Source organism: Mucilaginibacter sp. FW306-07-L (genome assembly GCF_058782065.1).
Window position 1 is genome coordinate 2,139,556 of sequence record NZ_JBYSXI010000001.1, and the last position, 25,695, is coordinate 2,165,250.

At 44.5% G+C, this 25,695-nt stretch carries 23 protein-coding genes; 5 read left to right on the forward strand and 18 right to left on the reverse strand.

Annotation, left to right across the window (positions count from 1 at the left end; translation table 11 throughout):
* Positions 1-165: 165 nt before the first annotated feature.
* The 7 genes from pnp to AC3WJC_RS09385 all read right to left on the reverse strand — a co-directional run bounded on the left by pnp (position 166) and on the right by AC3WJC_RS09385 (position 6,092).
* Positions 166-2,307 (reverse strand): polyribonucleotide nucleotidyltransferase, encoded by a 2,142-nt coding sequence (gene pnp / locus AC3WJC_RS09355; RefSeq protein WP_492398815.1) that lies wholly within the window; start codon positions 2,305-2,307, stop codon positions 166-168.
* Between the two features lie 134 nt (positions 2,308-2,441).
* Positions 2,442-2,720: a 30S ribosomal protein S15 gene (gene rpsO, locus AC3WJC_RS09360; RefSeq protein WP_194100721.1), complete on the reverse strand. Its 279-nt coding sequence runs from the start codon at positions 2,718-2,720 to the stop codon at positions 2,442-2,444.
* Between the two features lie 177 nt (positions 2,721-2,897).
* Positions 2,898-3,284 (reverse strand): 50S ribosomal protein L27, encoded by a 387-nt coding sequence (gene rpmA, locus AC3WJC_RS09365; protein WP_492398816.1) that lies wholly within the window; start codon positions 3,282-3,284, stop codon positions 2,898-2,900.
* A 50-nt stretch (positions 3,285-3,334) separates the two neighbouring features.
* Positions 3,335-3,643: a 50S ribosomal protein L21 gene (gene rplU, locus AC3WJC_RS09370; protein ID WP_492398817.1), complete on the reverse strand. Its 309-nt coding sequence runs from the start codon at positions 3,641-3,643 to the stop codon at positions 3,335-3,337.
* Between the two features lie 70 nt (positions 3,644-3,713).
* Positions 3,714-4,214: a hypothetical protein gene (locus AC3WJC_RS09375; protein WP_492398818.1), complete on the reverse strand. Its 501-nt coding sequence runs from the start codon at positions 4,212-4,214 to the stop codon at positions 3,714-3,716.
* Between the two features lie 112 nt (positions 4,215-4,326).
* A complete protein-coding gene (locus AC3WJC_RS09380; RefSeq protein ID WP_492398819.1) occupies positions 4,327-5,697 on the reverse strand; it encodes a dicarboxylate/amino acid:cation symporter in 1,371 nt (456 codons plus the stop codon).
* A gap of 68 nt (positions 5,698-5,765) precedes the next feature.
* On the reverse strand, positions 5,766-6,092 hold the full coding sequence (locus AC3WJC_RS09385; RefSeq protein WP_492398820.1) for a YbjQ family protein: 327 nt from the start codon (positions 6,090-6,092) through the stop codon (positions 5,766-5,768).
* A gap of 95 nt (positions 6,093-6,187) precedes the next feature.
* Between AC3WJC_RS09385 and AC3WJC_RS09390 the strand changes: the two genes are divergently transcribed.
* The 3 genes from AC3WJC_RS09390 to AC3WJC_RS09400 are packed head-to-tail and all read left to right on the forward strand — an operon-like array spanning position 6,188 to position 7,847.
* On the forward strand, positions 6,188-6,715 hold the full coding sequence (locus tag AC3WJC_RS09390) for a hypothetical protein (RefSeq protein ID WP_492398821.1): 528 nt from the start codon (positions 6,188-6,190) through the stop codon (positions 6,713-6,715).
* Positions 6,716-6,772: 57 nt separating this feature from the next.
* Positions 6,773-7,270 carry an RNA polymerase sigma factor gene (locus tag AC3WJC_RS09395; RefSeq protein ID WP_492398822.1) on the forward strand — a complete coding sequence of 166 codons (498 nt, stop codon included), beginning with the start codon at positions 6,773-6,775 and terminating at the stop codon, positions 7,268-7,270.
* Positions 7,257-7,847: a hypothetical protein gene (locus tag AC3WJC_RS09400; protein ID WP_492398823.1), complete on the forward strand. Its 591-nt coding sequence runs from the start codon at positions 7,257-7,259 to the stop codon at positions 7,845-7,847. The genes AC3WJC_RS09395 and AC3WJC_RS09400 overlap by 14 nt, the downstream gene beginning before the upstream one ends.
* Positions 7,848-7,875: 28 nt before the next feature.
* Here the strand turns inward: AC3WJC_RS09400 and AC3WJC_RS09405 are convergent, their stop codons facing one another.
* Both AC3WJC_RS09405 and AC3WJC_RS09410 read right to left on the reverse strand, forming a co-directional pair.
* On the reverse strand, positions 7,876-9,123 hold the full coding sequence (locus AC3WJC_RS09405) for a M20/M25/M40 family metallo-hydrolase (protein WP_492398824.1): 1,248 nt from the start codon (positions 9,121-9,123) through the stop codon (positions 7,876-7,878).
* Complete coding sequence (locus AC3WJC_RS09410; protein WP_492398825.1) at positions 9,039-9,440, reverse strand: hypothetical protein; 402 nt, start codon at positions 9,438-9,440, stop codon at positions 9,039-9,041. The genes AC3WJC_RS09405 and AC3WJC_RS09410 overlap by 85 nt, the downstream gene beginning before the upstream one ends.
* 129 nt (positions 9,441-9,569) lie before the next feature.
* Here AC3WJC_RS09410 and AC3WJC_RS09415 point away from each other — a divergent pair, with 129 nt between their 5' ends.
* On the forward strand, positions 9,570-9,872 hold the full coding sequence (locus AC3WJC_RS09415; protein WP_492398826.1) for a hypothetical protein: 303 nt from the start codon (positions 9,570-9,572) through the stop codon (positions 9,870-9,872).
* Here AC3WJC_RS09415 and AC3WJC_RS09420 read toward each other — a convergent pair whose 3' ends face one another.
* Positions 9,873-12,587 (reverse strand): family 78 glycoside hydrolase catalytic domain, encoded by a 2,715-nt coding sequence (locus AC3WJC_RS09420; RefSeq protein WP_492398827.1) that lies wholly within the window; start codon positions 12,585-12,587, stop codon positions 9,873-9,875.
* Positions 12,588-12,799: 212 nt separating this feature from the next.
* Between AC3WJC_RS09420 and AC3WJC_RS09425 the strand changes: the two genes are divergently transcribed.
* Positions 12,800-14,101 carry a DEAD/DEAH box helicase gene (locus tag AC3WJC_RS09425; protein WP_492398828.1) on the forward strand — a complete coding sequence of 434 codons (1,302 nt, stop codon included), beginning with the start codon at positions 12,800-12,802 and terminating at the stop codon, positions 14,099-14,101.
* Positions 14,102-14,121: 20 nt separating this feature from the next.
* Here AC3WJC_RS09425 and AC3WJC_RS09430 read toward each other — a convergent pair whose 3' ends face one another.
* From AC3WJC_RS09430 to AC3WJC_RS09465, 8 genes are all read right to left on the reverse strand, one after another.
* Positions 14,122-14,802, reverse strand: a complete 681-nt coding sequence (locus AC3WJC_RS09430; RefSeq protein ID WP_492398829.1) for a DUF421 domain-containing protein — start codon at positions 14,800-14,802, stop codon at positions 14,122-14,124.
* A 61-nt stretch (positions 14,803-14,863) separates the two neighbouring features.
* On the reverse strand, positions 14,864-15,343 hold the full coding sequence (locus AC3WJC_RS09435) for a PA2169 family four-helix-bundle protein (RefSeq protein ID WP_492398830.1): 480 nt from the start codon (positions 15,341-15,343) through the stop codon (positions 14,864-14,866).
* Positions 15,344-15,438: 95 nt separating this feature from the next.
* Positions 15,439-17,910 (reverse strand): glycoside hydrolase family 95 protein, encoded by a 2,472-nt coding sequence (locus tag AC3WJC_RS09440; protein WP_492398831.1) that lies wholly within the window; start codon positions 17,908-17,910, stop codon positions 15,439-15,441.
* A 266-nt stretch (positions 17,911-18,176) separates the two neighbouring features.
* Positions 18,177-19,634 carry a TolC family protein gene (locus AC3WJC_RS09445; protein ID WP_492398832.1) on the reverse strand — a complete coding sequence of 486 codons (1,458 nt, stop codon included), beginning with the start codon at positions 19,632-19,634 and terminating at the stop codon, positions 18,177-18,179.
* Between the two features lie 3 nt (positions 19,635-19,637).
* Positions 19,638-22,799, reverse strand: coding sequence for an efflux RND transporter permease subunit (locus tag AC3WJC_RS09450; protein ID WP_492398833.1), 3,162 nt, complete (start codon positions 22,797-22,799; stop codon positions 19,638-19,640).
* 87 nt (positions 22,800-22,886) lie between these two features.
* Positions 22,887-24,029, reverse strand: coding sequence for an efflux RND transporter periplasmic adaptor subunit (locus AC3WJC_RS09455; protein WP_492398834.1), 1,143 nt, complete (start codon positions 24,027-24,029; stop codon positions 22,887-22,889).
* A 102-nt stretch (positions 24,030-24,131) separates the two neighbouring features.
* Positions 24,132-24,512: a hypothetical protein gene (locus AC3WJC_RS09460; protein WP_492398835.1), complete on the reverse strand. Its 381-nt coding sequence runs from the start codon at positions 24,510-24,512 to the stop codon at positions 24,132-24,134.
* Positions 24,513-24,675: 163 nt separating this feature from the next.
* A complete protein-coding gene (locus AC3WJC_RS09465) occupies positions 24,676-25,656 on the reverse strand; it encodes a metallophosphoesterase (RefSeq protein WP_492398836.1) in 981 nt (326 codons plus the stop codon).
* Positions 25,657-25,695 lie beyond the last annotated feature (39 nt).

The window sequence follows — 25,695 nt, forward strand, 5'->3', positions numbered from 1 at the left end:
TAAGCACCGGATATAACTATACTATTTAACTATCCAATACAAACAGTTGTTGCTAATGTTTGTAATAATTTATTTGTGACAAATATGTTACAAAACTATTAAGGTGCCTGTTAAACAATGAAACCCTCGTTTTTAGGGAGGGTTTCATTTTGCAATAATACTAAATTATTTGTTTTCTTCGGTCGGCCTTTCCGGTCTTGGCAATAAAGCTTTGCGTGATAATTTTAATTTACCTTGCTTGTCAATGTCAAGCAGTTTTACGCGCACTTCGTCTCCAACCTGGAAAATACCATCCATGCTTTCAAAGCGTTTGTGGTCAATTTCAGATATGTGAAGCAAACCATCTTTACCCGGCATAATTTCAATAAATGCACCAAATGGCATAATTGATTTTACTTTACCTTCATATATCTCGCCAACCTCTGCTTTAGCGGCAATATTACGTATACGTGTTACTGCCTGATCTATAGACTCTTTATTGTCAGCGAATATTTGTACGATACCCTGGTTGTTAACCTCTTCGATAGAGATGGTAGCACCGGTTTCGCGTTGCATTTCCTGGATAATTTTACCACCGGGACCGATAACCGCACCAATAAATTCTTTATCAATTTTAATGGTGATGATACGCGGAGCGTGTGGTTTAAAGTCTTCACGCGGCTCGGTGATGGTTTTCTTCATCTCGTTCAGGATGTGCAAACGGCCATCCTTAGCCTGGTGTAAAGCCTTAGCCAATACTTCGTACGATAAGCCATTGATCTTTAAATCCATCTGGCAGGCAACAATACCATGCTCGGTACCGGTTACCTTAAAGTCCATATCACCCAGGTGATCTTCATCGCCTAAGATGTCAGACAGTACCGCGTACTTAGTACCTTCCGGATTAGTGATCAAACCCATCGCGATACCTGATACCGGCGATTTGATTTTGATACCGGCATCCATCAGCGCCAATGTGCCTGCGCAAACGGTAGCCATTGATGACGAACCGTTCGACTCCAGAATATCAGATACTACACGGATAGTGTACGGGTTTTCATCAGCAACAGGTAATACTTGCTTTAGTGAACGCATAGCCAGGTTACCGTGGCCAATTTCACGACGGCCGGCACCCCTGTTAGGGCGAACCTCACCGGTTGAAAAACCAGGGAAGTTATAGTGCAAAATGAATTTTTGGTAGCCGTTAATAAAGGCACCATCTATCATTTGCTCATCATCCTTAGCACCCAGGGTAACAGTGGTTAATGCTTGTGTTTCGCCACGTGTAAATACCGCCGAACCGTGTGCTGCAGGCAAGTAACTTACCTCGCTCCAAATAGGGCGTATTTGTTTTGAGTTACGGCCGTCCAAACGCATATCCTCATCAAGGATCAGGTTACGTACCGCATCGTACTCTACATCGTGGAAATATTTTTTGATCAGGCTTTCAGTAACGCCGTCAATCTCGATACCTAAGGTAGCGGTGAATATATCGCGTATTTCACGTAGTTTTTGATGACGCTCGTGTTTGCCTGCACCTGATTTAGCTACCTCATATACTTTATCATATGTAGCGGCATAAACTTGTTTCTTCAGCTCTTCGTTGCTGTGTTCGTGGCTGTAAATACGTTTTTGCGTTTTACCAACTTCGGCAGCAAGCTCTTTTTGAGCCTGTACCTGTACTTTGATAGCCTCGTGCGCGAATTTAATAGCTTCAACAAGTTCTTCTTCCTGAATTTCCTTTGATTCGCCCTCAACCATGTTGATATCAAACTCCGAACCGGCTACGATAAATTCTAAAGTAGCACGCTCCAAATTGCTCATGGTTGGGTTAATTACCAGTTGGCCATCAATTTTAGCTACACGAACTTCTGATATAGGGCCGTTAAAAGGAATATCAGAAACAGCTAAGGCCGCTGATGCTGCCAAACCGGCAAGGCAATCAGGCATAATATCTTTATCCGCCGAAATTAAAGAGATCATTACCTGGGTATCGGCATGGTAATCCTCCGGGAAAAGCGGACGTAAAGCGCGGTCAACCAAACGTGAGATCAATACCTCATAGTCTGATAAGCGGGCCTCACGGCGTAAAAAACCACCCGGTATACGTCCGGTGGATGCGTATTTTTCCTGATAATCAACTGAAAGTGGTAAAAAATCCACCCCTTCTTTTGCTTCAGGCGATGACACTACAGTAGCCAGCAACATGGTGTTGCCTTGTTTTACTACTACAGAACCATCAGCTTGTTTGGCCAGTTTGCCGGTTTCGATCTCAACGGTGCGGCCGTCACCTAAATCAAATACCTTTTTAATTGCGTTGTAACTCATTTTGTTTTCATTGTGATGCGTTTTTCATCTTCAGGAACGCACCGGTTGTTTATATGTGTTTTTAAAAACTTGCGCACAAAAGTAAAAAAGCCATTCGTATAAACGAACGGCTTTTTTTGCAATACGATTGAAGATTACTTGATGATATCCCTAAGCTGTAGCGCTTTGATGATAGCACGGTACCTTGCAATATCTTTATTATAAAGGTAAGCCAGTAATGCGCGGCGTTTACCTACAAGTTTTTGCAGTGATAACTGGGTTGCAAAATCTTTTTTATTTTTTTTCAGGTGCCCGGTTAAATGAGCAATACGGGTTGTAAACAACGCTACCTGACCTTCTGCTGAACCTGTATCGGCAGCACTGTTACCATGTTTCGCGAAAATTTCTTGTTTCGCTTCTTTACTTAAATACATTACCTGAATAATATTAAAGCTGTAAATACTTTGTTAATTGTGGGTGCAAAGATATACTTATTAATCAGGATATGCAATAGTGATATTACTACGTGATAAATATATAACGTTATACCGTGCAAACAACAAAGGCCGCCATTACGGGCAGCCTTTGTATATCATAGTGCTTACTGAAAATTATTCAGCTACAGCAGCTTCTTCAGTACCCTCAGTTTCAGCAACTACAGGTGCTTCAACTTTAGCGGTTTTAGCTTTGCTTGCAACTTTTACTTTTGGAGCAGGTGCTGCAACTTCAGCTACTTCTTCAGTTTCAAAAGGGATAACTGAAACGTATGAACGGTTATCAGCTTTCTTTTTAAATACTACCTGGCCATCAATAAGCGCGAATAAAGTATGATCTTTACCAATGCCTACGTTAAGACCCGGGTTATGCGGGGTGCCACGCTGGCGAACGATGATGTTACCAGCAATTGCAGGCTGACCACCGAAAATTTTAATACCTAAGCGTTTGCTATGCGATTCGCGGCCGTTTCTGGAACTACCCGCCCCTTTTTTGTGTGCCATTTCTTATATCTTTTTATGAAGGATAAAACACCTTCGGGATTAAACAATAATTACAGAGCGATGCCTGTGATCTCGATTTTGGTAAATTGCTGACGGTGACCGTTTTTCTTTTTGTAACCTTTTCTTCTTTTCTTTTTGAAGATGATCACTTTATCACCTTTTACATGTGACAAGATCTTAGCTGATACCTTAGCACCGTTCAAATCAGTTCCTAATTTGAATTTACCTTCGTTTTCTGCTAACAATACTGTGTCAAATTCAATACTAGCGCCTTCATCTCCCTGTAAGCGGTGTACAAAGATCTGCTGGTCTTTTGCAACTTTAAATTGCTGTCCGGCTATACTTACTATTGCGTACATTGTTATTAATTATGTTTTTAAATTTCGAGGTGCAAATATAGATATTAATCTATCAAATACAAATAAGCTACTATTTTTTATTCCGCTGCTCGACATCGTTCAATACACGCTGTATCTCTTTGATCAGGCGTTGGTTAGCATCAATCAACTTTTCGTTACCCTGGTAATTCGCCTGGAACAGTACCGATTTGCTTTTACGCATGTAATTGAACTGGATCAGGTAATAAGGTACTTTGGGGTCGTGCTTGGCGCTGTTTACCTCCTGCGCCGGGAAATCCCAAAAACCAAGATCGGCGGCTTTACGGTGCAGGTATAACAGGTCGTCCTTGCTTAATTTCAGTTTGGTTTTCACCAATGAATCGCGGCCATCTATAAACTGGTAATCGTGCGTTTTTGAGTTATACTTATTGACCAGGTTATCCCCGTCGCCATACTCAAAAACCATGTACTGAAACTCATTGAATTTATAGGGCGCGTTTTTCACCATCATACCATAATAGTAAAAACAATAGGCCAGAAAAGGCAAGATAACACTGGCGGCAAGAAATATCTTTTTATTACGAAGAGTCATTATATACTTTGATTACACAGATTATTGATTGATTACACCGAGTTTCGGAAAATCAGGCGCGAAAATCGACATTCAATTGCATAAGTTGAAATTGAATAACTGAAAATTACATTTAATCAATTTCTTTCTCCCACTTGCTTACAACCGCAGTAGCCATGGCGTTTCCTAAAACGTTGGTTGCTGAGCGGCCCATGTCGAGCAATGGATCAATGCCGATCAGCAGTGCTAAACCGGCTTCAGGGATGTTAAACATGGAGATCGTACCGGCTATTACCACCAGCGACGCGCGCGGAACACCGGCGATGCCTTTGCTGGTTAACATCAGCACTAATAGCATAGATAATTGCTGCTCGAACGATAAATGGATATTGTAGGATTGCGCCAGGAAAAGTGAGGCGAACGTCATGTACATCATGGAGCCATCCAGGTTGAATGAATAACCCAGCGGCAATACAAAGCTCACTATCTTGTTATTACAGCCAAAGCGCTCCAACTCCATCAGCACCCGCGGATAGGCCGCCTCGCTGGTTGAGGTACTGAACGCTACCAACATAGCATCCTTTATATTGTTAACCAGCGTAATAGCCCGTTTACCCAGTACTACATAACCCGCCAGTATAATAATGAGCCATAATATCACTAATGAAAAATAGAACTCGCTGATGAATATGGCATAGGTTGACAAGATGCCCAACCCTTGTTTAGCTATAATCGCGGTTATGGCGCCAAACACGGCAAGCGGCGCTGCCTTCATAACATAGCCTGTTATTTTCAGGATCACATGGGCAATGGCATCCATCGCTTTAATCACCACCTCTCCTTTTTCGCCAATGGCAGCGGTTGCTACACCAAAAAACAAGGAGAATACCACAATTTGCAATATCTCATTGTTAGCCATTGATTCGATGATGCTTTTAGGGAATACATGGCCGATAAAATCGCGCAGGGAAAGAGCCGCTTTTTGAACACCGGTACTGATATGGCTATCGGGCAGGGGCAAATGCATGGCCTTGCCCGGCTCAAAAAAGTTAACCAGCACCATACCTAACAGTAACGATACCAGCGTTGCGCTTAAAAACCACAACAAGGTTTTACCGCCAATGCGCCCAACGGCCCGTATATCGCCAACCTTGGCTACCCCCACTACCAGCGTAGTAAACACCAGCGGCGCAACGATCATTTTTATCAGCCGTAAAAATATATCGCTAAGCACATTAAAGGCCACCAGTTTATCCTCGCGGGCGGTATCATTAGCATTGCGGATGGTTACCTGTTCGGTACGTTGTAATTTTAGTTGTTTATAGCCTGCGGCGGTAGTATCTGTAATGGTTAGCAGGCGCGCGTCAATAGTTTTTATCTGCGCTTCGGCACCTGCTATTTTGGTATTTATTTTATCAATAACAAGGGTATTATAAAAATACCCTGTTATTACACCCACTACAAGGGCTATAAAAATGTACAATGTAAGTTTGCTCCGGCGCATGCAAGTCAGTTAAACCCCAAAGCTACAAATTTACATGGTTAATAAAAGCAGGCGTTCATAGCCAAGTGTTATAAGTCCACCTTGCTAACCTTTACCGCGGTGCCATAAGCCAGTACTTCAGTTACGCCCTGCATTACTTCGTTGGCATCATACCTCATATTGATCACGGCCGTTGCGCCAACTTCCTGCGCATGCAAAATCATCAGGTTATATGCTTCCTGGCGGGCTTGCTCACACAGTTCGGTATAAATACTGTTACGGCCGCCCAAAATGGTTTGCAAACCGCCTAAAAAGTTGCCGCCGACCCCGCGTGAACGAACGGTAATACCACGGATAACGCCTAAGTGCTCGGTTACCTTGTAGCCTTCTAAATGTGTACTGGTTGTTACTATCATAGTTATAATGTATTTATTGTTGACTCAAACATAAGTTATATCATCAATATTTAAATGAATAACAGAACTTTGTTGCGTTAGATGATATACCTGCTATGAGTGTTACTGCTTACGGACTACAAAATATAAAAAAGGAACTACAACATCTGCCCGCCACACAAATGGCAGAGCTGTTGCTGCGCCTTGCCCGCCACAAAAAGGAGAATAAGGAATTGCTGGCTTACCTGCTATTTGAAGCCAATAACGATGCCGCTTTTATTGAGCAGGTTAAAGCCGAGGTAGGTTTCGCGTTCAGCCAGTTACCTACGCAAAGCTACTTTGCCGCCAAAGCATTACGTAAAATATTAAGGCTGATCAATAAGTACGTAAAGTTCGCGGCATCAAAAACCACCGAGATTGAACTGCTGATTAATTTTGGCCACAACTACCTGCAATACGCCGACAAAAAAACATCCTATAAACCCCTCCGGGTAATCATGATGAAGCAATTGGAGAAGGTGCGCAACAACATCAATAAACTACATGAGGATGTACAGCATGATTATATACCTGATTATGAGCAGTTACTTAATGAGGCCGATAAAAAACTGCAATGGCTAAATATTATTGATTACCAGTTGTAACATATTAATACCTTTGCCATCTAAACCATAAAACACCATTTAACTGTAACTGCAAACGTGGCCGGTAAAGAAGCAGCCTTTAAGCAAATTTTTGAAGCCAACTCAAAAAAAATATTTCACCTGTGTTATGGTTACACAGGGGATGATGACGCGGCTAACGACCTGCTGCAGGAAACCTTTTTAAAGGTTTGGCAAAACCTGGATAAGTTTCGTAACCAGGCCATGATCTCTACCTGGATCTACCGTATTGCCGTAAACACTTGCCTTACCTACCTGCGATCAGAAAAAAGGCAGGCCAAGGATGAACTGACACCGCTGATTGCGGAAACCAAACGCGAAGAGTTTTCAGAAAAGAACGAGCAGGTAGCACTCCTGTATAAGTGCATATCCAAACTCGAGGAGTCTGAAAGAATTATAATAACCATGGTGCTTGATGAAATGCCCTATCCTGAAATTGCTGAGGTTTCAGGTATATCCGAAGGCAATCTGCGGGTAAAAATTCATCGTATTAAACAAAAGTTAACAGAATTATACAACCAGTATGAAAGACTTTGATCATATAATGTCGGTTTGGCAAGAGCAGCCAAAGCGCGATCAGCTTTCGGTAGACGAGGCGCTGAAGCAGGTGAAACGTGGGGTGGGAAGCCTTAATAAAAGGTTGTTGCGCGGCATAATAAGTATGCTGATTGGCGCGGTAGCGGTATTAATTGTTATGCTGTTTCTGGTGTTTCAGTCATGGGTTACATATTTTGGCATCGGCATAATTTTATGCACTATGCTGCTGTACATGTTTGTGATGATAAAGGATTACAAGCTGGTATCAAAAGAAGATGTTACCATTCACCCATTTGAATATTTGCAAGGCTTAAAGGAGTACCAGCACCGCCGCTCAAACCTGTACGGCTGGCTTTATTACCTCTATCTGCTTTTAATTACTGTCGGGTTATCGCTGTACCTGTTCGAGGTGCTTGAACAATCATCGCAACTATTCCGGTTTTCGTTTTACGGCTTTACCATAGTATGGCTATTATATGTAGCCTTTTACCTGAAAGACCGTATTTTTAAGTTAGAGCAGGAAAAGTTAAACCTGATTATTGAGCGCCTGGAAAGATTACAGAACCAGTTTGACTGATACTGTAATTCTTGATAAAAAGCATTCTTTACAATCCCTCAAACACAAACATTTCCTTTTTTAATGGTTTTCGTGGCAAAAGCTGCGGGCGCACACTGGTTTGATATATAAATGACGCTACAATAATGGCCGCCTGTTTCAGGTCGTCAATCTGTAAATGGTCATAATCATCCAGGTTACTGTGGTGGGTTCGCGTTTCATAATCCAGCTCATCCTGAACAAATTGAAAAGCCGGTATACCCGCCCAGTCAAATGATACATGATCTGTAGACCCTGTGTTGCTTTCGGTTACTGTTGATGCACCCATGTCGGCAAAAGGTTTTAACCACTGGCTGAATATGGTTACAACAGCTTCGTTATTTTGTGTATAGATACCCCTTATTTTACCCGTGCCGTTATCCAGGTTAAAATAAGCGGATATTTTAGGCTGCTCTTTGGTCAGCTTGAAATCCTTTGCATTCATAAAATGCTTTTTCACATACCCGTATGAGCCATAGAGCCCCTCTTCTTCCCCATCCCATAAGGCAATACGGATAGTACGTTTTGGCTTTAGCCCCAATGAATCAAGCAACCTCACGGCCTCCATCATTACAATACACCCGGCAGCATTATCAGTAGCGCCGGTAGCCGCGCTCCACGAGTCGAGGTGGCCGCCCAGCATCACCACTTCTGAACGTAGTTTAGGATCAGTCCCCTGTATTTCGGCCACCACATTATACCCCTTGGTATCAGCCGTTGATGTTGTGGTTTTGATGTTGACCGCGATCTCTACCTCGTGCCCTGAAGTAATGAGCCGTTTAATACGCTGCCCATCTTCAATAGCCATAGCCAGTTGCGGCATATTTTGCGTATCTGTTAAGCGGTAACCGGTATAGGCCTGTACAAATACGGCACCGTCAGCATTTTGTCTGCTTGCTATAATTAGCCCTAACGCACCTGCGTTTTCTATGAGCTTATCCAGCCGCTTGTACAGGGCAATTCCATTTATTTCCCTTTCAATATCGGCACGGCTTGTCATGTAACTATCTTTTAAATTAGCCAGTGATGTATCGGCAAGGCGCTTGGCTACCGGCTTAAATTTTCCTTCGCCATTAGGTGGATTGCCTGTTAATAATATCCACTTGCCTTTAAAATCAGCCGCGTGTTGTATCAGGTAAGTACTATCGCGATATTGTTTCGAAATCAGCAACTCTACCTTACCACTTTGAACACCATTGGTACCGGCTGACCACGGAACAGGATATGCCCGCAGCGGTGCCGCGTAAGGTACACGCATGCTGATGCTAAATCGTCAATATCCCATTGTTTGCCAAAATCCCCCCACGCTTCAAGCCCGGCGTTTGTAAGCCCCCATTTTTTTAACGTTGCAACGGCCCAGTTAGCCGCCCGCTTATAACCCTGCGAGTTAGCCAGCCTTGGCCCGGAAACATCCGTTAAATAATGCGCGATGTGCGGTATTTGCGAACTGCTTAGTTCCGCCGCCTTTATCCGGCTAAATACAGCGGTGTCCGGTTCGTTTTGAGCGAAAGTGTTAACGGCGGCTCCGGCAAGGCACAGCAGCGTGCTCACCATGTGGGTAAAAAGTCTTTTCATTTAGTGTAAGGAATATTCACTAAGGTAATTAAAAAAATAATCGATTTAACTGATTGTATATCAATACAAATAAATTGTTTAAAAACTATTTACTGCTGGCTGGCTTTAAACGTTATATATATTAAAATAATGAAAAATAATCTAAAGATAGCTTCTGTAATTTGTGGTTTGCTCCTGCTGATCGCAGGCATATTATTAATTGTTTTTAAACCTGACGTATGGATTACTTACCCCCTTACGTTGATCGGGGTAGGTGGTTATTTATTCGCCGTTGGCTTATCATCTCTAATATTAACTAAACTATATTACCATGATACCTCTGAGGCAGCAGCCATGAGGAATAAGTTTTTGAAGCGTTTGGAGCTTTTTGTTTACCTATTTATCGGCATTGTGCTTGCCATATCCATCACCCTTTACTTTACCTTATTGTAATTATATTACAGTAAACTGGTGTATACCGGATGCCAGCATGATGACATACCGGCCATCTATCTTTTTTGTCAGGATAGTTCTACCTGCTTTATCTTTAGCCGATTTTTTGTCTCCCGGCAAAACAAAGCTCGCGTAGGAGTTCACCGGTATTTCTACCAAAATCTGTAAAGACCCTTTATCCGTCTTTTTCCATTCCGACCTGATCCTGCCATATAAACTGGTGTACGCTGTTTTACAGTAAGAAAGGTTTGCTACCGGCTTAGGGGCTATAGTAAAATTCTGATAGCCATATTCACCGGGATTGATACCGCCTAAAGCATTATAAAACCACCCGATCACACTGCCAAACATTGGGTGGCACTTTGATCCGCCGCCATCCCAGGCTTCCCACAGGGTACTGTTTTTATCATCCAGCAAATAGCCGAAGCCTATCCCCTCCTGCTGATTCATGAGCTTGTAAGCAATATCGTCGCGGTTATGTTGCGATAGTACTTTAAGCAATAGCGGCGTGGCCAGTATGCCGGTATCAAAGTGGTAGTTGAGTTTTTCGAGATGGCTTAACAATGTATTAAACACATCGTTACTTAACCCATCAGGTACCAAATCAAACGCCAGGGCAAAAACATCCGCGCCCTGCCTGCCCTCCCAGTAAGTTTTAGTAACCGGATTATAATAAGCCTTGTTAAAATCGGCTTTGATCTGCCCGGCCAACCGCTCAAACCTGGTGCGGTCATTTTCCTTTCTCATCAAGGCGGCTACTTTGGCCATGGTTATGGTAACATGATAATAAAAAGCCGTGTTCACTAACGGTTCGGGTAATTGTATATTCTCAGGCGTACACCAATCGCCCAGGCACCAGCCATCGGGCTCTTCGCGGGTGATCAGTCCGTGGTTATCCGTCCGGGTATGCAGGTAATCTACCCATTGCTTCATGCCGCTGTAATGCTTGCGCAGCACTTCCGCATCGCCATAATACTGATAATATAACCATGGCATAATTACATACGCCGAACCCCAGGCCGGGCCGCCACCGCCGCCGCCAAATGGTGCTGAATGTGGAACATAACCTGTATTTTTGTTACGGGCATCATCCATATCATTAAACCATTTTTGATAGAACTGCGGCAAATGGAACGATAACAATGCGCTTTCCATAGCCACCTGCCCGTCACCGGTGTAGCCCAAACGCTCCCGGTGCGGACAATCGCTGCTGATGCTGCCATGCATATTGGCCAGTTGCGTTTTAACAAAAGCCGAATTGATTTTATTAAAGAAAGGGTTGGAACAGTCAAAGCTGCCGTTAGGCTTAACAGCCGTATGCACCACCTTTACCCGGATATTTTCGGCACTTAACTTAACCGCTTTACTAACCACCTCTACTACCCGGAACGCATGCCAGGTAAATTTGGGTTCCCATATTTCGGCAGCACCGCCTTTTAAAGTGTAGGTATCAACCTGGCTATAGTCTTCACCTTCTTCACTAATATATCTGATTTTGATAGCGTCGCCGGCATTTCCTTTAACCGTAATGCTTGCCCAGCCTGATACGGTTTCATTGAGGTAAAAGCGGTAAACAGAGTCATTAATATTATTATCCGGCGTTGGTTTTATTGTGCGGATAACCTTGTCAAAAGGTGCTAGTTGTGGCTGCAAGGCACCGGTAGGCGACCGAACATACATAGCCGGTTTCCAGTCCGAGTTATTATAACCATGCTTGCCCCAGTCATCTAATTCCCGCCGGGCATCGTACTGTTCGCCACTGAATATGCCGTCTTTTAAAAGCGGACCGGTTTTGGTTTTCCAGCTATCGTTTGACGCAATTACCTGCTTTGTGCCATCGGTATATGTAATCTCTAACTGGCAGATGAGCCTCGGCAGATCATACCACATGTTACCCTCAACGGTACGGTCGCGCTGGTTATACCAGCCGTTACCCAGTAGTATGCCTATAGTATTATTTTTTTGCGTCAGATTTTCAGTAACATCAAAGCTGTTATACAAAACCCGCTGTGTCGACTGGTCATCATAAGGATAAAGCAATTTTGTTAGCGGCCGCTTATCATAATTGGTTACCGCGGGGGCTAAAACCTGATCACCAATCTTTTTCCCGTTAATAGATAATTCATAAAAACCTAAACCGCTTACATAAACGGTGGCCTGCTTTACTTTTTTAGCAGCGATGAAATCTTTACGAAAATAGGGTGCCGGATAAGTAACCGCAAGGTTTGGTGTTAGGTCTTCCATTGCGCCAATCCATTTGGCCTGCCAATCATTAGGGTGCAGTAAACCCATTTTCCATGAGGCTATCGGGCTCCGGGCCGACGACAGCCCCTTTTCATCCCAAACCGTTACCGCCCAATAAACCTTTTGCCTGGATGCTAATGCTTTACCCTTGTAAAGTACCTGGGTGGAGTTGGCCGAAAGTACTTTGCCGCTATCCCAAAGGTCGCCTTTGCCCTGAGCTAGTAAATCAGCATTGCTCGAAACCATTACCTGGTATGCCGTTTGAGCCTTAGCCCGTTCTGCCGAAACCAATTTCCAGCTCAAAGCCGGGTGCTGTACACCAATAATTGCAGGATTAACCAGTTGATCACATTTAAGTGCCTGCACCCTTATAGTGGTTTTGCTTGCGGCACGCGGCTGTGCCATCATACCCAAAGGCATTAAACAAACCAAAATAAGGCAACGGTAAAGGTTTTTTAAATAGGTTATCATACAAGTTATTGAGGTAACGAGTCACCCGGCGATAAACCGAAAGTAAAGCGTAATTTGATTGGTAGCCCAATAATACTTTTTGTTGTTTATACCGGCAACCCCGACTGTCCTTTATCAAGCTACTGATGTTTAATAGCCCTCATCAGACTGCTATAGTGATTAAAACAAGCCGCCAAGCATTTTTAGCCTATCTTTGCGGCTTACACACATTCATGATAGCGCAAGCCTTACAAAATTTAAAAATAACCGCCCTTAACGAAATGCAGAACGCCGCCATTAGCGCTGCAAAAAAGGGGGACGTGATACTGCTATCGCCTACCGGGTCAGGCAAAACGCTGGGCTTTTTGCTCCCCTTGCTTAGCATACTGGATAAAGGTACACCCACCGTACAGGCTATGATACTGGTGCCCTCGCGCGAGCTGGCCTTACAAATAGAACAGGTTTTCCGGGCGATGGGTAGCGGGTTTAAGGTAAACTGCTGCTATGGCGGGCACCCGGTAAAAACGGAATTGAATAACCTATCGCAACCACCGGCAGTGCTGATAGGCACACCCGGCCGCATTGCCCATCACCTGCGCCGCCAAAGTTTTGATACCGCTACCATAAAAACGCTGGTGTTAGATGAGTTTGACAAGGCACTTGAATTTGGATTTCAGGAAGATATGGATTACATCATCAGGCAGCTACCGGCACTTAATAAACGCATACTTACATCGGCCACCCAAATGGACGAGATACCCGCTTTTACCCGGATTGTACGCCCGGCTACACTTAATTACTTAACCAGCGCATCTTCAGCGCCCGATCTTAAACAAATGGCGGTAATAAGCGACGCGGCCGATAAGCTGGATGCCCTTCTCGCACTCATCTGCAAAATAGGTGATAATGCTACGCTGGTTTTCTGCAATCACCGCGAAGCGGTTGAACGCATCAGCGAATTGCTTTGGTACAAGGGCTTACCTAATGATATGTTTCACGGTGGTATGGAGCAGGATGACCGCGAACGTGCCCTGCTAAAATTCAGAAACGGCAGTCACCGGATATTAATAACAACCGACCTGGCCTCCCGAGGGTTGGATATACCCGAGATTGAGCACGTGATCCATTACCAGTTGCCGCATAACCAGGAAGCTTTTGTACACCGCAATGGCCGTACCGCGCGTATGCACGCCAAAGGCACTTCGTACCTGATGCTGGCTCCCGGTGAAAAACCGACTTACCTGACCGAGGTACCCGAAGCTGTGGAGCTGCCTGAAAAACTTATTATGCCGAAACCATCCCAATGGTCAACCCTGTATATAGCGGCAGGTAAGAAAGATAAAGTGAACAAAATAGATATTGTAGGCTTACTACTTAAAAAAGGCGAACTGAGCAAGGATGATGTTGGCTTGATAGAAGTGCTCGACCATACGGCATACGCCGCGGTGAAACGCAATTTAATAGAGCGTACAGTGAACCTGCTTAAAAACGAAAAAATAAAAGGCAAAAAAATAAAAATAGACATATCGGTATAACAAAACAAAACCCGAAGCGGTCAGGACAATCTAAGTGTTTTTATCGCTGCTACCCATTCGGTTTTGTTACACCGGTTGCATTGGTACCTGCCCGATACTAATTTTCCGGTATTACCACAGTAAGTGCAGGCATAGTATCGCTCCTCTTTTATCTCCTCGCTTTTTTGATTATAAGCTTTGGGCGTTATGGGCAAACCATATTTAACCTCTTCGTCGCTGTAATAATAAAAACTCACGCTGCCATTACTTTCTAATATCGCCGTGCGCACCTGGCCTACATGTTCTATACTTTGCTGGCGCATTTCCGCAAAAAATTCATCCTTGGCAAAGGTATGTTCCTGTTCATCCATTACTACAAACTTTCCATCCTCAACAATGTACATGGAATCACCTTCCAGCAGCTTTTCAAACTGCTCACTTTTTGAGGCGGCATAGGTAATTAATCGGTAAAACAGCAATATGGTTGCAAATACGATCAACGCCGGCAATATGGCCACATCTTCGTTAAACATCGGGTCGCCGGCGGCTGATCCAAGGCTGATGATGATCGCTACCTCGAACAAGGATAATTGCCTTACCCCCTTTTTTCCGGACAGCCGCAATATCAGCAATACCATAACGAACATGATAAGCGAACGGAGCGCAATCTCCACGGCGAAGCTAAAATCGAGGTCGCCTATCAGTATTTTGTTCCAGTCCACAGCTAATAGTTTTTATTATAGTCTAAAAAATAAAAAGGGGCCCGTATTGAGCCCCTGAAATCTACGCGTTTTGCTGAACGATCAGCCTTTCGATCTCAGCTAAAGCCGCTTTTATGCCGTCGCGTTGTTCGGTTAAAAGTTTAATGTGATCCGCGTGGTCGGCATAATCGGTTATGCACGAGTCGTATTTTTCTATAACGGCTCTTTCGCCCGTGGTTATAGCTTCCAGGATGGCTTTGTCTTCCTTACTGCTGAGTGCCTGTTTAATGTTCAGCCAGGCGCGGTGCAAACCACCCAACAGGCCACCGTTTTCGTTTTCCGCCTCCGCGCCATGCAAAGCAATGTGTTCCGTTAGTTCCGCGGCATATACAATGCGCTCGCCGGATAACTTTAAAAACAATGCCTGAAGATCCGTATTATCCGTTGCTTTTGCTGCCGACTGATAACCCTCCTTACCGTCGTTAACCAGTTGTAGTATTTCTTTTAGGTCACTAATGACTTCTGTTTTGCTCTTTAATGAAGATGCTTTAATGCTTTCCATAGTATAATTTAAATGATACTAACCTTACTGCAATAAATCAGCCACATAAAAATCCGCTTGAATACTTATTTTCTATATATAACCAATTGGGTCTACTATTTAATTGTGAATGTATATGCCTTACCGGGCAAGGTCATGAAATCATATAACGCTGTTTCTATTGGTTTGCCGACAGATAAATTGGCCTGCTCCGCGATCAATGGTTTCGCTACTTCAGCAATTTTATAAAATGGGTTCGGATTGTCGCCTTTAGGCTTATTGAGCGAGACACTGCCTTTAAGTTTACCATTTACCCTTAGCCTGCAATTACCACCAAGTTTTGATAATATGGTTACGCTTACAAGCCTGCCATTTTTCCAGGCCAGATTTTTTATTTCAAATCCGCCGCGCGCCATTAAGCCGTTAACTTGTCCGTTTTGCCAGGCATCGGGCAAAGCAGGCAGCAGATGTATGGCCCCGTCATGGCTTTGCAGCAGCATTTCTGCTATGCCGGCCGTACATCCAAAGTTACCATCAATTTGGAAAGGCGGATGCGCGTCAAAAAGATTGGGATAAGTGCCACCACCACTGTTTTCGCCCATGTTAAGCCCTGCGGGTGTTAGCTGGTTTTTTATCAGTTTGTAAGCGTGATTACCATCCAGCAGGCGAGCCCATAAATTAACTTTCCAACCCATGGACCAACCTGTGGATATATCACCGCGCTGCGTAAGTGAGGTGCGGGCGGCCGTAAATAATTCGGGTGTTCTGTAAGGTGATATTTGCGAGGCCGGATACAATCCATATAAATGTGATACATGGCGATGCTTGTCGTTCGGATTATCTATATCGGTTATCCACTCCTGCAACTGGCCATACCTGCCAACCTGCATTGGTGGTAAGCGTTTACGCATAATTGTAAGCTCATTTATAAGCTCACTGTCAATACCCAATATTCGGGCAGCATTAATGGTATTGGTAAACAGGTCGAATACAATTTGGTTATCCATAGTTGTACCGGCTGCTATTGAAATACCCGGCCGTGATTGCGGCGAATTTTCAGGTGATATGGATGGCGAAACCACCATCCATTGATGGGTAGGCTCTTCTGTTAAAAAATTAAGATAGAATCTGGCAGCACCCTTCAGTGTAGGGTATACCTCGCTTAAGTATTTTTTATCACCGTTGTACGTATATTTTTCCCAAAGATGCCGGCTTAGCCAGGCTCCGCCCATTGGCCACATAGCCCAGTAAATACCATCTACCGGCCCGGTGATACGCCACAGGTCCGTATTATGATGAGCCACCCAGCCTTCTGCACCATACATAACCCCGGCAGTTTGCTTACCGGTTTCCGCCAGTTCTTTAACCATCTGCACCAATGGCTGATGCATTTCTGTCAGGTTGGTCAATTCAGCGGGCCAGTAATTCATCTCGGTGTTTATATTGATGGTATACTTACTGCCCCAAGGTGGGTTTGTGTGCTGGTTCCAGATACCTTGCAGGTTAGCAGGCTGCCCCCCAGGCTGAGATGATGATATTAACAGGTAACGGCCAAACTGAAAGTATAATGCGGCTAACGATGGGTCATTACCCGTAGCGAAATCACGCAGCCGTATATCTGTTGGTTTTTTAATTGAATCCGTTTTACCCAGATCTATTTTCACACGGTCAAAATATCGTTTATAAGCTTTTATATGCTCAGCCTGTAGCCGTGTATACGATTTGTTAAGCACTTTATCCAAATAGCTTTTGGCGCGTTTACCTTCATCAGCGCTTGTGTTGTTGTAGTTTATAAAATTGGTGGCTATGGAAATATAAAGCGTTACAGCATTGGCCCTGTTGATATTAATGTTACTACCTGATGAAGTTAGCGCTCCGCCATCTGCCTTAACTTTAACTAATGATTTAAACTTTACCTTACCGGCTACCCCATCCTTATCTCCGCTAATACCTGATAGCTCAAGCATATTGTTATACACCCCGGTTGATGATCTTAACGGACTTGACATGGCCGCGTTTAGCGTAATGCTGCCAGGCTTATTGGCCGTTAACCGCACAACTATAACCTGATCGGTAAGGGAGGAGAACACTACCCTGTTATAAGTGATACCATTTACCTGATAAGTAGTTTTTGTAACCGCCGATGCAATATCAAGTTCGCGGTGGTAGTTGGTAAATTGATCATGCCCCGGAAACCTCAGTTCCAAATCGCCAACGGGCTGATAATTCATCCCGTTGATACGTTTGGATTGTATTCTTTGTTCAGCAAGCTTACCGGCTTCGGCATACTTTCCTTCAAATATTAATTTTCTGACCTGCGGAAGAGCCTTCAGTGCATCCGGGTTATCATTGCGGTTTGGCCCGCCGCTCCATAAGGTAGATTCATTTAAACGTATAAGTTCAGCACCCGGATTACCGTAAACCATAGCCGCTATTCGTCCGTTGCCAACCGGCAAGGCGGCTTCCCAAACTTTTCCGGCAGGTTGGTTGTACCATAATTTAAGATCGGTATTTTGTGAAAGCACTGTTAAAGGCTTGGTAACTACAATCAATAATAGGCTTAATAACAAGTATTTATGCTTAATCATAGGGATAATCTTTTTATCTGATAGTTTTTACTATCCGGCATAGGTATAATCGGTGCGATTAAAGTTGCGTAATTTTAATTATTACCACAAGCAAGGTTTAAGGTAAAATACTGTTTCTCTAAATCTGGATACATCATCAACTTACACCACAATCATTATTGTGTAATTGTAAGCTCTGTAAACCATCTGATGTGCAATCAAAATTCTACATAAAAAACCCTGAAAATAATTGATTTTCAGGGTTTACTTAGCTGATCAATATAATACTAACGCCAGCCTCCGCCAACCGCCTTATAAAGGCCAACGGCACTCAGGTATATATTACGCTTGGTATTTGCCAGGTCAAGCTCGGCATTAAGTACACTTTGCTGGGCAGTGATGATCTCCAAATAGTTGGCCCGGCCAACCAGGTACAGATCATTAGCCACGGCCAAAGCATTATTGAGTGATTTGAGTTCTTCTTGTTTTAGCTCGTAAAACTTGTTATAGTTATCGATGCCATTTAACCCGTTACTTACTTCCTGAAAACCGGCCAATATGGTTCTCTGGTAATTATAAACAGCAACCTTGCTTTCGGCAACGGTACGTTGCAAATCAGCCTTTAGGGCTTTGCGGTTAAATATCGGCGCGGTGAGTCCGCCCAAAACTCCCCATGTTAAACTTCCCGGATCAAACAGTAATGATGATTTGAAAGCATTGTAACCTACATAAGGTGTAAGCGTTAAGGACGGCAAAAAGCTGCGGCGCGCTGTTTTTATATCCGCGTTCATGGCAGCCAGTTCCAACTCAGCCGCCTGCACATCGGGTCTGTTTAATAGTAGCTGACTTGGAACTCCTGCTGATAACACGGGCGGCAATGTGGCTGAATTGATAGACGTATCCCTGTTTATCGGCTTATCAAAATTACCGGTTAAAAAGTTAAGCTGGTTTTCGGTTTCTTTTATCTGCTGTCGGGTGCTATACTCCAGGCTTTTGGTACGCAGCAATTGTGCCTGAAACTGCTGTACAGCCAGTTCGGTAGCGCGGCCGCCCAATTTTTGTATCTTGATAATCTCCAAAGCTTTTTCCTGCAAGCCAATGTTCTTTTTGATAATCTTCAGCTCAGTATCAAGGGCTAACAATTGATAGTAAGACTGCGCTATCTGTGCCGTTAAGGATGTAATCACCAGCCGGTAACCACTTTGGCTGACCAAAAAACGGGCATAAGCGGCTTTTTTCCGGCTGCTTAATTTCCCCCACAAGTCAATCTCCCATGAACTTTGAAAGCCTAAAAAATAGTTAGGCACCGGATCGGGTATGCGCTGCTTGTCGTTTATATTGGGCGAAAAATTGGTATCGTAATTACCAACGCCGTTTTGGGTATAGTCGCCGTATTTTTCGACACCTGCGTTAGCCGTGGCGCTGATTTGCGGTAACAGCCGTGATGCATTAAATCGCACGTTAGCTTTGGCTATTTCTACCCGCTGCAAGGCGGTTAATATATCCGGATTGGCACCAAGTGCAGAATCAATCAGATTAACGAGGTGCTGATCGGTAAAAAATTGTTTGATGGGCAGCTTCGCGATACTCGCAGTATCGGTGCTGCCCGTAAAAGTATCAGGCAACTTAATGTTGGCCTTGGCCGTTGTGGCCTTATAGTTTTTGCAGGCTGCTAAACACATCGCTGCTAAAACTAAAGGCACTATATATTTATTTGCTTTTTTAAGCATCGTATGATCTTTCATATTTTAGTTTTCGATTAGTTCAGCCTCTTCTGTATGCATCATATTCGCCTTGGTTTTATTTCCACGATTAGCTATTGATGCGAATATCACATACAGGCCGGGTATAAGTACCAGGCCGAATATGGTGCCTAAAAGCATCCCTCCTGCTGATGCCGTGCCGATAGAGCGGTTACCCATGGCACCCGCGCCGCTGGCAATACACAAGGGAATTAACCCGGCAATAAACGCCAGCGAGGTCATCAAGATCGGGCGAAGCCTGGATACAGCACCTTCAATGGCAGCTCGAACTACGGTCAAACCTTCTTTTTGACGCTGAATGGCGAACTCTACGATCAGGATGGCATTTTTACCCAACAAGCCGATGAGCATAACCAGGGCCACCTGCGCATAAATGTTATTCTCTAATCCACATATCTTCAAAAAGAAGAAGGCTCCGAAAATACCGGTAGGCAACGAGAGGATAACCGGCAGCGGAAGCAAAAAGCTCTCATACTGCGCGGCAAGCAGCAGGTATACAAACACCAAACATATAGCGAAGATGTATATCGCCTGGTCGCCGGAAAGTACCTGCTCCCTTGTCATGCCCGACCATTCAAACTCGAAGCCTTTGGGCAGGTTTTCTTCGGCTACACGCTGGATGGCTTTCAACGCATCTCCGCTGCTATAACCCGGCGCGGCATCGCCCGTTATCATGGCCGAGGTATACATATTGTAGCGCGTTAACTGTTCAGGCCCGAACACTTTTTCCATCTTGATGAAGGTGGAAAATGGCACCATTTCGCCTTTATTGTTCTTCACCTGCAGGTTAAGCACATCTTCAGGTTTGGATCGGTACTCCGGCGCGGCCTGAACCATTACCTTGTACATTTGCCCAAAGCGGATAAAGTTGGAAGCATAGTAGCTACCCATCAGAGTTTGCAAGGTCGACATAGCTTTATCTATCGTGATGCCTTTCTTCGCTGCCGTTTGCTGATCGACCGTGATCATGTATTGCGGAAAGTTAGGGTCGAAACTGGTGAACGAGCCCATGATCTCTGGCGCGTCATTCAGCGCCTTTACAAACTTTTGGGTAACCGCAGCCGCATTTTGCAGATCACCACGACCGCTGCGGTCGAGCATCCGTATCTCAAAACCGCTGGCATTACCAAAGCCAGGCACTGTTGGCGGCGGGAAAAATTGTATCGAAGCATCGCTGATGTTGCGTGTTTTATCCTCTAATATCTTGATCACATCGGTTAACGACTCCTCCCGTTCGTCCCAGGGTTTCAAGCTGATCATGGCCATACCGTAGGATGCACCGGCTATCTCATTCACCAAACTATAACCGGCAAGGGTTGATACCGACTCAATGGATTTGATGCTTTTGGTTTGCGCTTCAACCTGTTTCAGCACCTGCTCGGTACGCTCAACCGTTGCACCCGCGGGCGTGGTTACGTTCACGTACAACATCCCCTGATCTTCCGTAGGAATAAAGCCGGTTGGCAATAAGGCGTTAGTGCCCCAGGTAAGGATAAAGAAGCCAACCAGGATAATAAGTGTCAGGCCTTTACGTGGCGAAAGATAATTCATCCATCCGGCGTAGCGGGTTTGCAAGCCATCGTATCTCTTGTTAAACCCGGAGAAGAATTTTTGAATAAAACTCTTTTTCCGAGTGGCGTGGTTATGCTTCAGCATCAGCGCGCAAAGCGCCGGTGTAAGCGTTAACGCGTTAACGCCCGATATAACGATGGAAATGGCCAGCGTTAACGAGAACTGGCGGTAAAACACCCCTACCGGCCCCGACATGAACGCCACCGGCACAAACACCGCCGACATGACAAGGGTTATGGCAACAATCGCCCCGCTGATCTCGCGCATGGCGCTAACGGTAGCATCCATCGGACTTAAATGCTCTTCCGTCATTTTTACGTGGACGGCCTCGACCACCACAATGGCGTTATCAACCACAATACCTATGGCCAGCACCAATGCGAACAGTGTAAGCAGATTGATGGAGAAACCCAGCATCTGCATAAAAAAAAGTGAACCTATCAAGGCCACCGGTACGGCCAGCGCGGGTATCAATGTCGACCTGAAATCCTGCAAGAAAATATATACCACAATGAATACCAGCAAGAAAGCCTCGATAAGCGTACGTAATACTTCATGTATCGAGGCATCCAAAAAGCGGGATACGTCATAGTTTACATTATAGGTCATGCCTGTTGGGAACGAGATTTCCTTCAACTCGGCCATACGTGTTTTGATATTGTTGATTACATCACGGGCGTTCGAGCCGGGCCTTTGCTTAATCATGATGGAAGCCGAAGGGCGGGCATCGGTATTGGATACCATGCTATAGGTGAGTGAGCCAAATTCAACATCGGCCACCTCTTTCAGCATCAGCACCGCACCGCCTTCATCGGCACGGATAACAATGTTTTCGTATTGCTTCGGATCAAAAAACTTACCCGGATAGCGCAACACATATTGCAGCATCTGCGGCGATTTATCGGAGCTTTGCCCGGTTTTACCCGGCGCGGCCTCCACGTTCTGCGCGCGGATAGCATCGATCACCTCATCGGTTGATACTTTATAAGCCAGCATTTTATCCGGCTTTAACCATACACGCATGGAGTACTCCTTGGCACCCATAATTTCGGCACGGCCAACACCATCAATACGTTTAAGCTCCTGCAATACGTTGATGTCGGTAAAATTGTAGATGAATTTTTCATCCATATTCTTGTCGTCGCTCATTACGTTGAGGTACATCAGCATACTGTTCACCTCCTTTTCGGTGGTAACACCAGCCTTAATTACCTCTTCGGGCAACTCATCAATAATGGTCGATACGCGGTTTTGCACGTTCACCGCGGCCTGGTCGGGATCAATGCCCACGTTAAAATAGATCTGAATAACGGTCAACCCGTCGTTACTGCAAACGCTGGACATATACGTCATGCCCGGCACGCCATTAATGGCCCGCTCAAGCGGGGTGGCAACGGCCTTGGCGCACACCTCGGCATTGGCACCAGTATAATTGGCAGTTACCGTAACCGATGGCGGCACGATATCAGGGAACTGGGTAACCGGCAGCGTAACCAGGGCCAGCACACCCAGTAAAGTAATAATCAGGGATATAACAAGCGACAGCACGGGCCGCTTTATAAAGGTTTCAAACATAACATTTCAGAAAGATGTGTACATACTAAACTCAGGCGTGCCCTTTGCATAGAGCCGCCAACACAATAGAAGGTCGGGATGCTTTGCTTATTGCATAGCGATCATAGCGTCCTTTGCTACTTGTTTGGGTTTAATTACCATTCCGTCGCGTACGTTCTGTGTACCTTCGTAAAGTATCTTGTCGCCTGCTTTGAGGCCCTCCTTTACAATGTAGTAATGTGAGAAACGGGTAAGCGGGGTAAATGCCTGCATGTGCAGTTTGTTACCCTTATCAACCACGTAAACGTAGCTTTTATCCTGAATGTCGAACACCGATTGCTGTGGTACCATAACCACATTTTCTGTTTTTGTAGAGATATATAGTTTGCCGGTGGCGCCGTGCCTTAACAGGCCCTGCGGATTAGGGAAACGGGCACGAAAATTTATGGAGCCTGTAGTTTGTTCTATTTCACCTTCAATGGTTTCTATTTTTCCTTTTTGAGGAAACTCAACACCATCGGCCAATACCAGCGATACTGTATTGCTTGTTTTTTCGGGCGAGGTTTTCATGGTGCGTACATAACGCAGGTACTCATTTTCGGGGAAGCTGAAATACGCGTACATCGAACTAATGTCTGACAGGCTGGTGAGCAGTGTACCCTCATCAATCAAACTGCCTGATTTTAGTGGAATACGGTCAATAATACCATCAAACGGGGCAAGCACGCGGGCGTAGGTAAGCTGGTTTTGCGCGCTTTGCACCATGGAGCGGGCTTCGTCAATCGTCGCCTTGTCTGCCGTTAATTTTGACTGGGCAACTTCCAGTTCTGATCTGGAGATCACCTTTTTTTCAACCAGCATTTTAACACGGTTAACTTCAAGTTCGGTAGCCTTAGCATCGGCCACGGCATTACTTAAAGCCGCTTTAGCCTTTGAAAGTTCTACTTTAAATTCCTGATCGTTGATACTGAATAATAACTGGCCTTTTTTAACAGGCTTACCTTCATCAACATATATTTTTTCGAGAAAGCCTTTTACACGGGCCCTGATCTCTACATTTCTGTGTGCCTGTATATCGGCAACGTACGATTTTTTTAATACGGTATCGGTAGCCGTCAAGGTTATTACCGGGTAATGAAGTGTATCGGCATCAGCCGTTTTTTCATCTGTAGCGGCGCTTGACGAGCACCCCGTGACCGCGAAGGCCAAAGCAACGGCTATAGCATAGCCTAAAACATTTAACTTTTTCATTGTTTGGTAGTTAAAGCTGAAATAAAATAGCGCTCAAGCGCGATAATTAAGCAAAACACATCCGCCGAAAAGCGAATGAATCAGTGGAAAAGAAAAATGGATTTAGAATGGGCTAAGCCTGAACAGAAAGCCATAATAACCGGGCAGTGAAGCCTTACGCACAACATAGCGCGTAAATAAGTGCTTAATATGTGCCGATATAAAGCCGGGGATGACACCGTTGGTTGGTGTAATTACACTAAGCTCATAATTACGGTTAACCAAAAAACGAAGCCTGCACCTGGCTAACAGCCTTTTTTGGGTGCCTGACTCTGACTCATCATCAGTACTGAAGGTAGTTCTTTCAGCAGGATGACTATAATGATTATCAGATGATGGAAATATACTTTGCCTGATGTTATTAGTGCCCGCGAACGGTGATACTACCGCGATGGTAAACCAGCAAACAACTGATACAAATATGAAGGCAAACTTGTTATTCATCCTGAATTGCAAAGTTATCAATAAAATTCAACTAACAGGCAAATGTGTAGTAACAAATCTGTATTAACAATATTAAATTTAAAACAATCTTTACCTTATTCAATCAGTTATTAAAATGACCGCTAATTAATAAACTTTAATATAGCAACTTAGACAATCGTGGCTAACGTGTTACAGTAATTTTTTTAAGTACATTGCCTTTACGGTCAATGGCCTGCATCAGCAATTTATCAGGGGTAAGCGAAAATATCATGAAGCCTTGTATCGGGGCGAAAAAGTCAACCGGTCCACGTGGTTTTAGCTCTTGGTTGGCTTCGCTCCCCGCGCCTGAAATAAAGTGATGGGTGAATTTTTGTGGTGGATGATAATATTGCAAATGATGCTCATGGCCGGACAGGTATACATTTACCTTATACTTTTCAAATAAACCCTCAAGCGAATAGCGCATCTCCGGCTTGTTAAGCGCACGGTTACCAGCGGTATAAAGCGGGTGATGACCAATAACTATCTTCCATTTAATGGTTGAGCTGGTATCAGCCAAAACCTTTTCAAGCCATTGCTTTTGTTTGGTGCTGTCCTGCTTAATCAATTCATCGCGGTAGGAGCTATTGTATGATGATGGTTCAAGTGGATTGGTATCAATAAAAACAAATAATGCTTCGGCATTTTCGCCTACTTTACGTTTAAACGAATAGTAACGTGCAGGCATATTCCAACGGCCGCTTACCTGCGAATAGTCGACCTCGGCCTGCGGATTTTGATGATAATCATGATTACCCAGCACGGCATACCACGGGCGGTGAAGTGGGTATTGATAAAAAACATTCTCAAACGACAGGTTCCACAGCGGGTCGTGCACGCTTTGCACGCCATCAGGATAAATATTATCACCCGTGGCTACAATAAATTCGGCATTTACACCGGTTACTGCTTTGGCCAGGTTGGCTGCCATATCCTTTTGAAAATACTCCCCGCCACGACCAAAATCGCCAACGGCGGCAAACTCAAGCGCACCGTCAATACTCTCCTGGCCTTTGATGTATCCACCGCGATAACCTTTTATATATTCGGCCTTATAATCTTTGGTTTGACATAACGCCTGACCTGCCAAGGCCAGCAGCGCAACGCATAATTTTATCTTCATGTTTAGTTTAAAATCTTATAGCCCCGCTACCATTGCAGC

Bases quoted from the DNA above. Each gene is read 5' to 3' on its own strand.
- pnp (WP_492398815.1), bottom strand. From the start codon at position 2,307: ATGAGTTACAACGCAATTAAAAAGGTATTTGATTTAGGTGACGGCCGC.
- rpsO (WP_194100721.1), bottom strand. From the start codon at position 2,720: ATGTATTTAAGTAAAGAAGCGAAACAAGAAATTTTCGCGAAACATGGT.
- rpmA (WP_492398816.1), bottom strand. From the start codon at position 3,284: ATGGCACACAAAAAAGGGGCGGGTAGTTCCAGAAACGGCCGCGAATCG.
- rplU (WP_492398817.1), bottom strand. From the start codon at position 3,643: ATGTACGCAATAGTAAGTATAGCCGGACAGCAATTTAAAGTTGCAAAA.
- AC3WJC_RS09375 (WP_492398818.1), bottom strand. From the start codon at position 4,214: ATGACTCTTCGTAATAAAAAGATATTTCTTGCCGCCAGTGTTATCTTG.
- AC3WJC_RS09380 (WP_492398819.1), bottom strand. From the start codon at position 5,697: ATGCGCCGGAGCAAACTTACATTGTACATTTTTATAGCCCTTGTAGTG.
- AC3WJC_RS09385 (WP_492398820.1), bottom strand. From the start codon at position 6,092: ATGATAGTAACAACCAGTACACATTTAGAAGGCTACAAGGTAACCGAG.
- AC3WJC_RS09390 (WP_492398821.1), top strand. From the start codon at position 6,188: ATGAGTGTTACTGCTTACGGACTACAAAATATAAAAAAGGAACTACAA.
- AC3WJC_RS09400 (WP_492398823.1), top strand. From the start codon at position 7,257: ATGAAAGACTTTGATCATATAATGTCGGTTTGGCAAGAGCAGCCAAAG.
- AC3WJC_RS09405 (WP_492398824.1), bottom strand. From the start codon at position 9,123: ATGCGTGTACCTTACGCGGCACCGCTGCGGGCATATCCTGTTCCGTGG.
- AC3WJC_RS09410 (WP_492398825.1), bottom strand. From the start codon at position 9,440: ATGAAAAGACTTTTTACCCACATGGTGAGCACGCTGCTGTGCCTTGCC.
- AC3WJC_RS09415 (WP_492398826.1), top strand. From the start codon at position 9,570: ATGAAAAATAATCTAAAGATAGCTTCTGTAATTTGTGGTTTGCTCCTG.
- AC3WJC_RS09420 (WP_492398827.1), bottom strand. From the start codon at position 12,587: ATGATAACCTATTTAAAAAACCTTTACCGTTGCCTTATTTTGGTTTGT.
- AC3WJC_RS09425 (WP_492398828.1), top strand. From the start codon at position 12,800: ATGATAGCGCAAGCCTTACAAAATTTAAAAATAACCGCCCTTAACGAA.
- AC3WJC_RS09435 (WP_492398830.1), bottom strand. From the start codon at position 15,343: ATGGAAAGCATTAAAGCATCTTCATTAAAGAGCAAAACAGAAGTCATT.
- AC3WJC_RS09440 (WP_492398831.1), bottom strand. From the start codon at position 17,910: ATGATTAAGCATAAATACTTGTTATTAAGCCTATTATTGATTGTAGTT.
- AC3WJC_RS09445 (WP_492398832.1), bottom strand. From the start codon at position 19,634: ATGAAAGATCATACGATGCTTAAAAAAGCAAATAAATATATAGTGCCT.
- AC3WJC_RS09450 (WP_492398833.1), bottom strand. From the start codon at position 22,799: ATGTTTGAAACCTTTATAAAGCGGCCCGTGCTGTCGCTTGTTATATCC.
- AC3WJC_RS09455 (WP_492398834.1), bottom strand. From the start codon at position 24,029: ATGAAAAAGTTAAATGTTTTAGGCTATGCTATAGCCGTTGCTTTGGCC.
- AC3WJC_RS09460 (WP_492398835.1), bottom strand. From the start codon at position 24,512: ATGAATAACAAGTTTGCCTTCATATTTGTATCAGTTGTTTGCTGGTTT.
- AC3WJC_RS09465 (WP_492398836.1), bottom strand. From the start codon at position 25,656: ATGAAGATAAAATTATGCGTTGCGCTGCTGGCCTTGGCAGGTCAGGCG.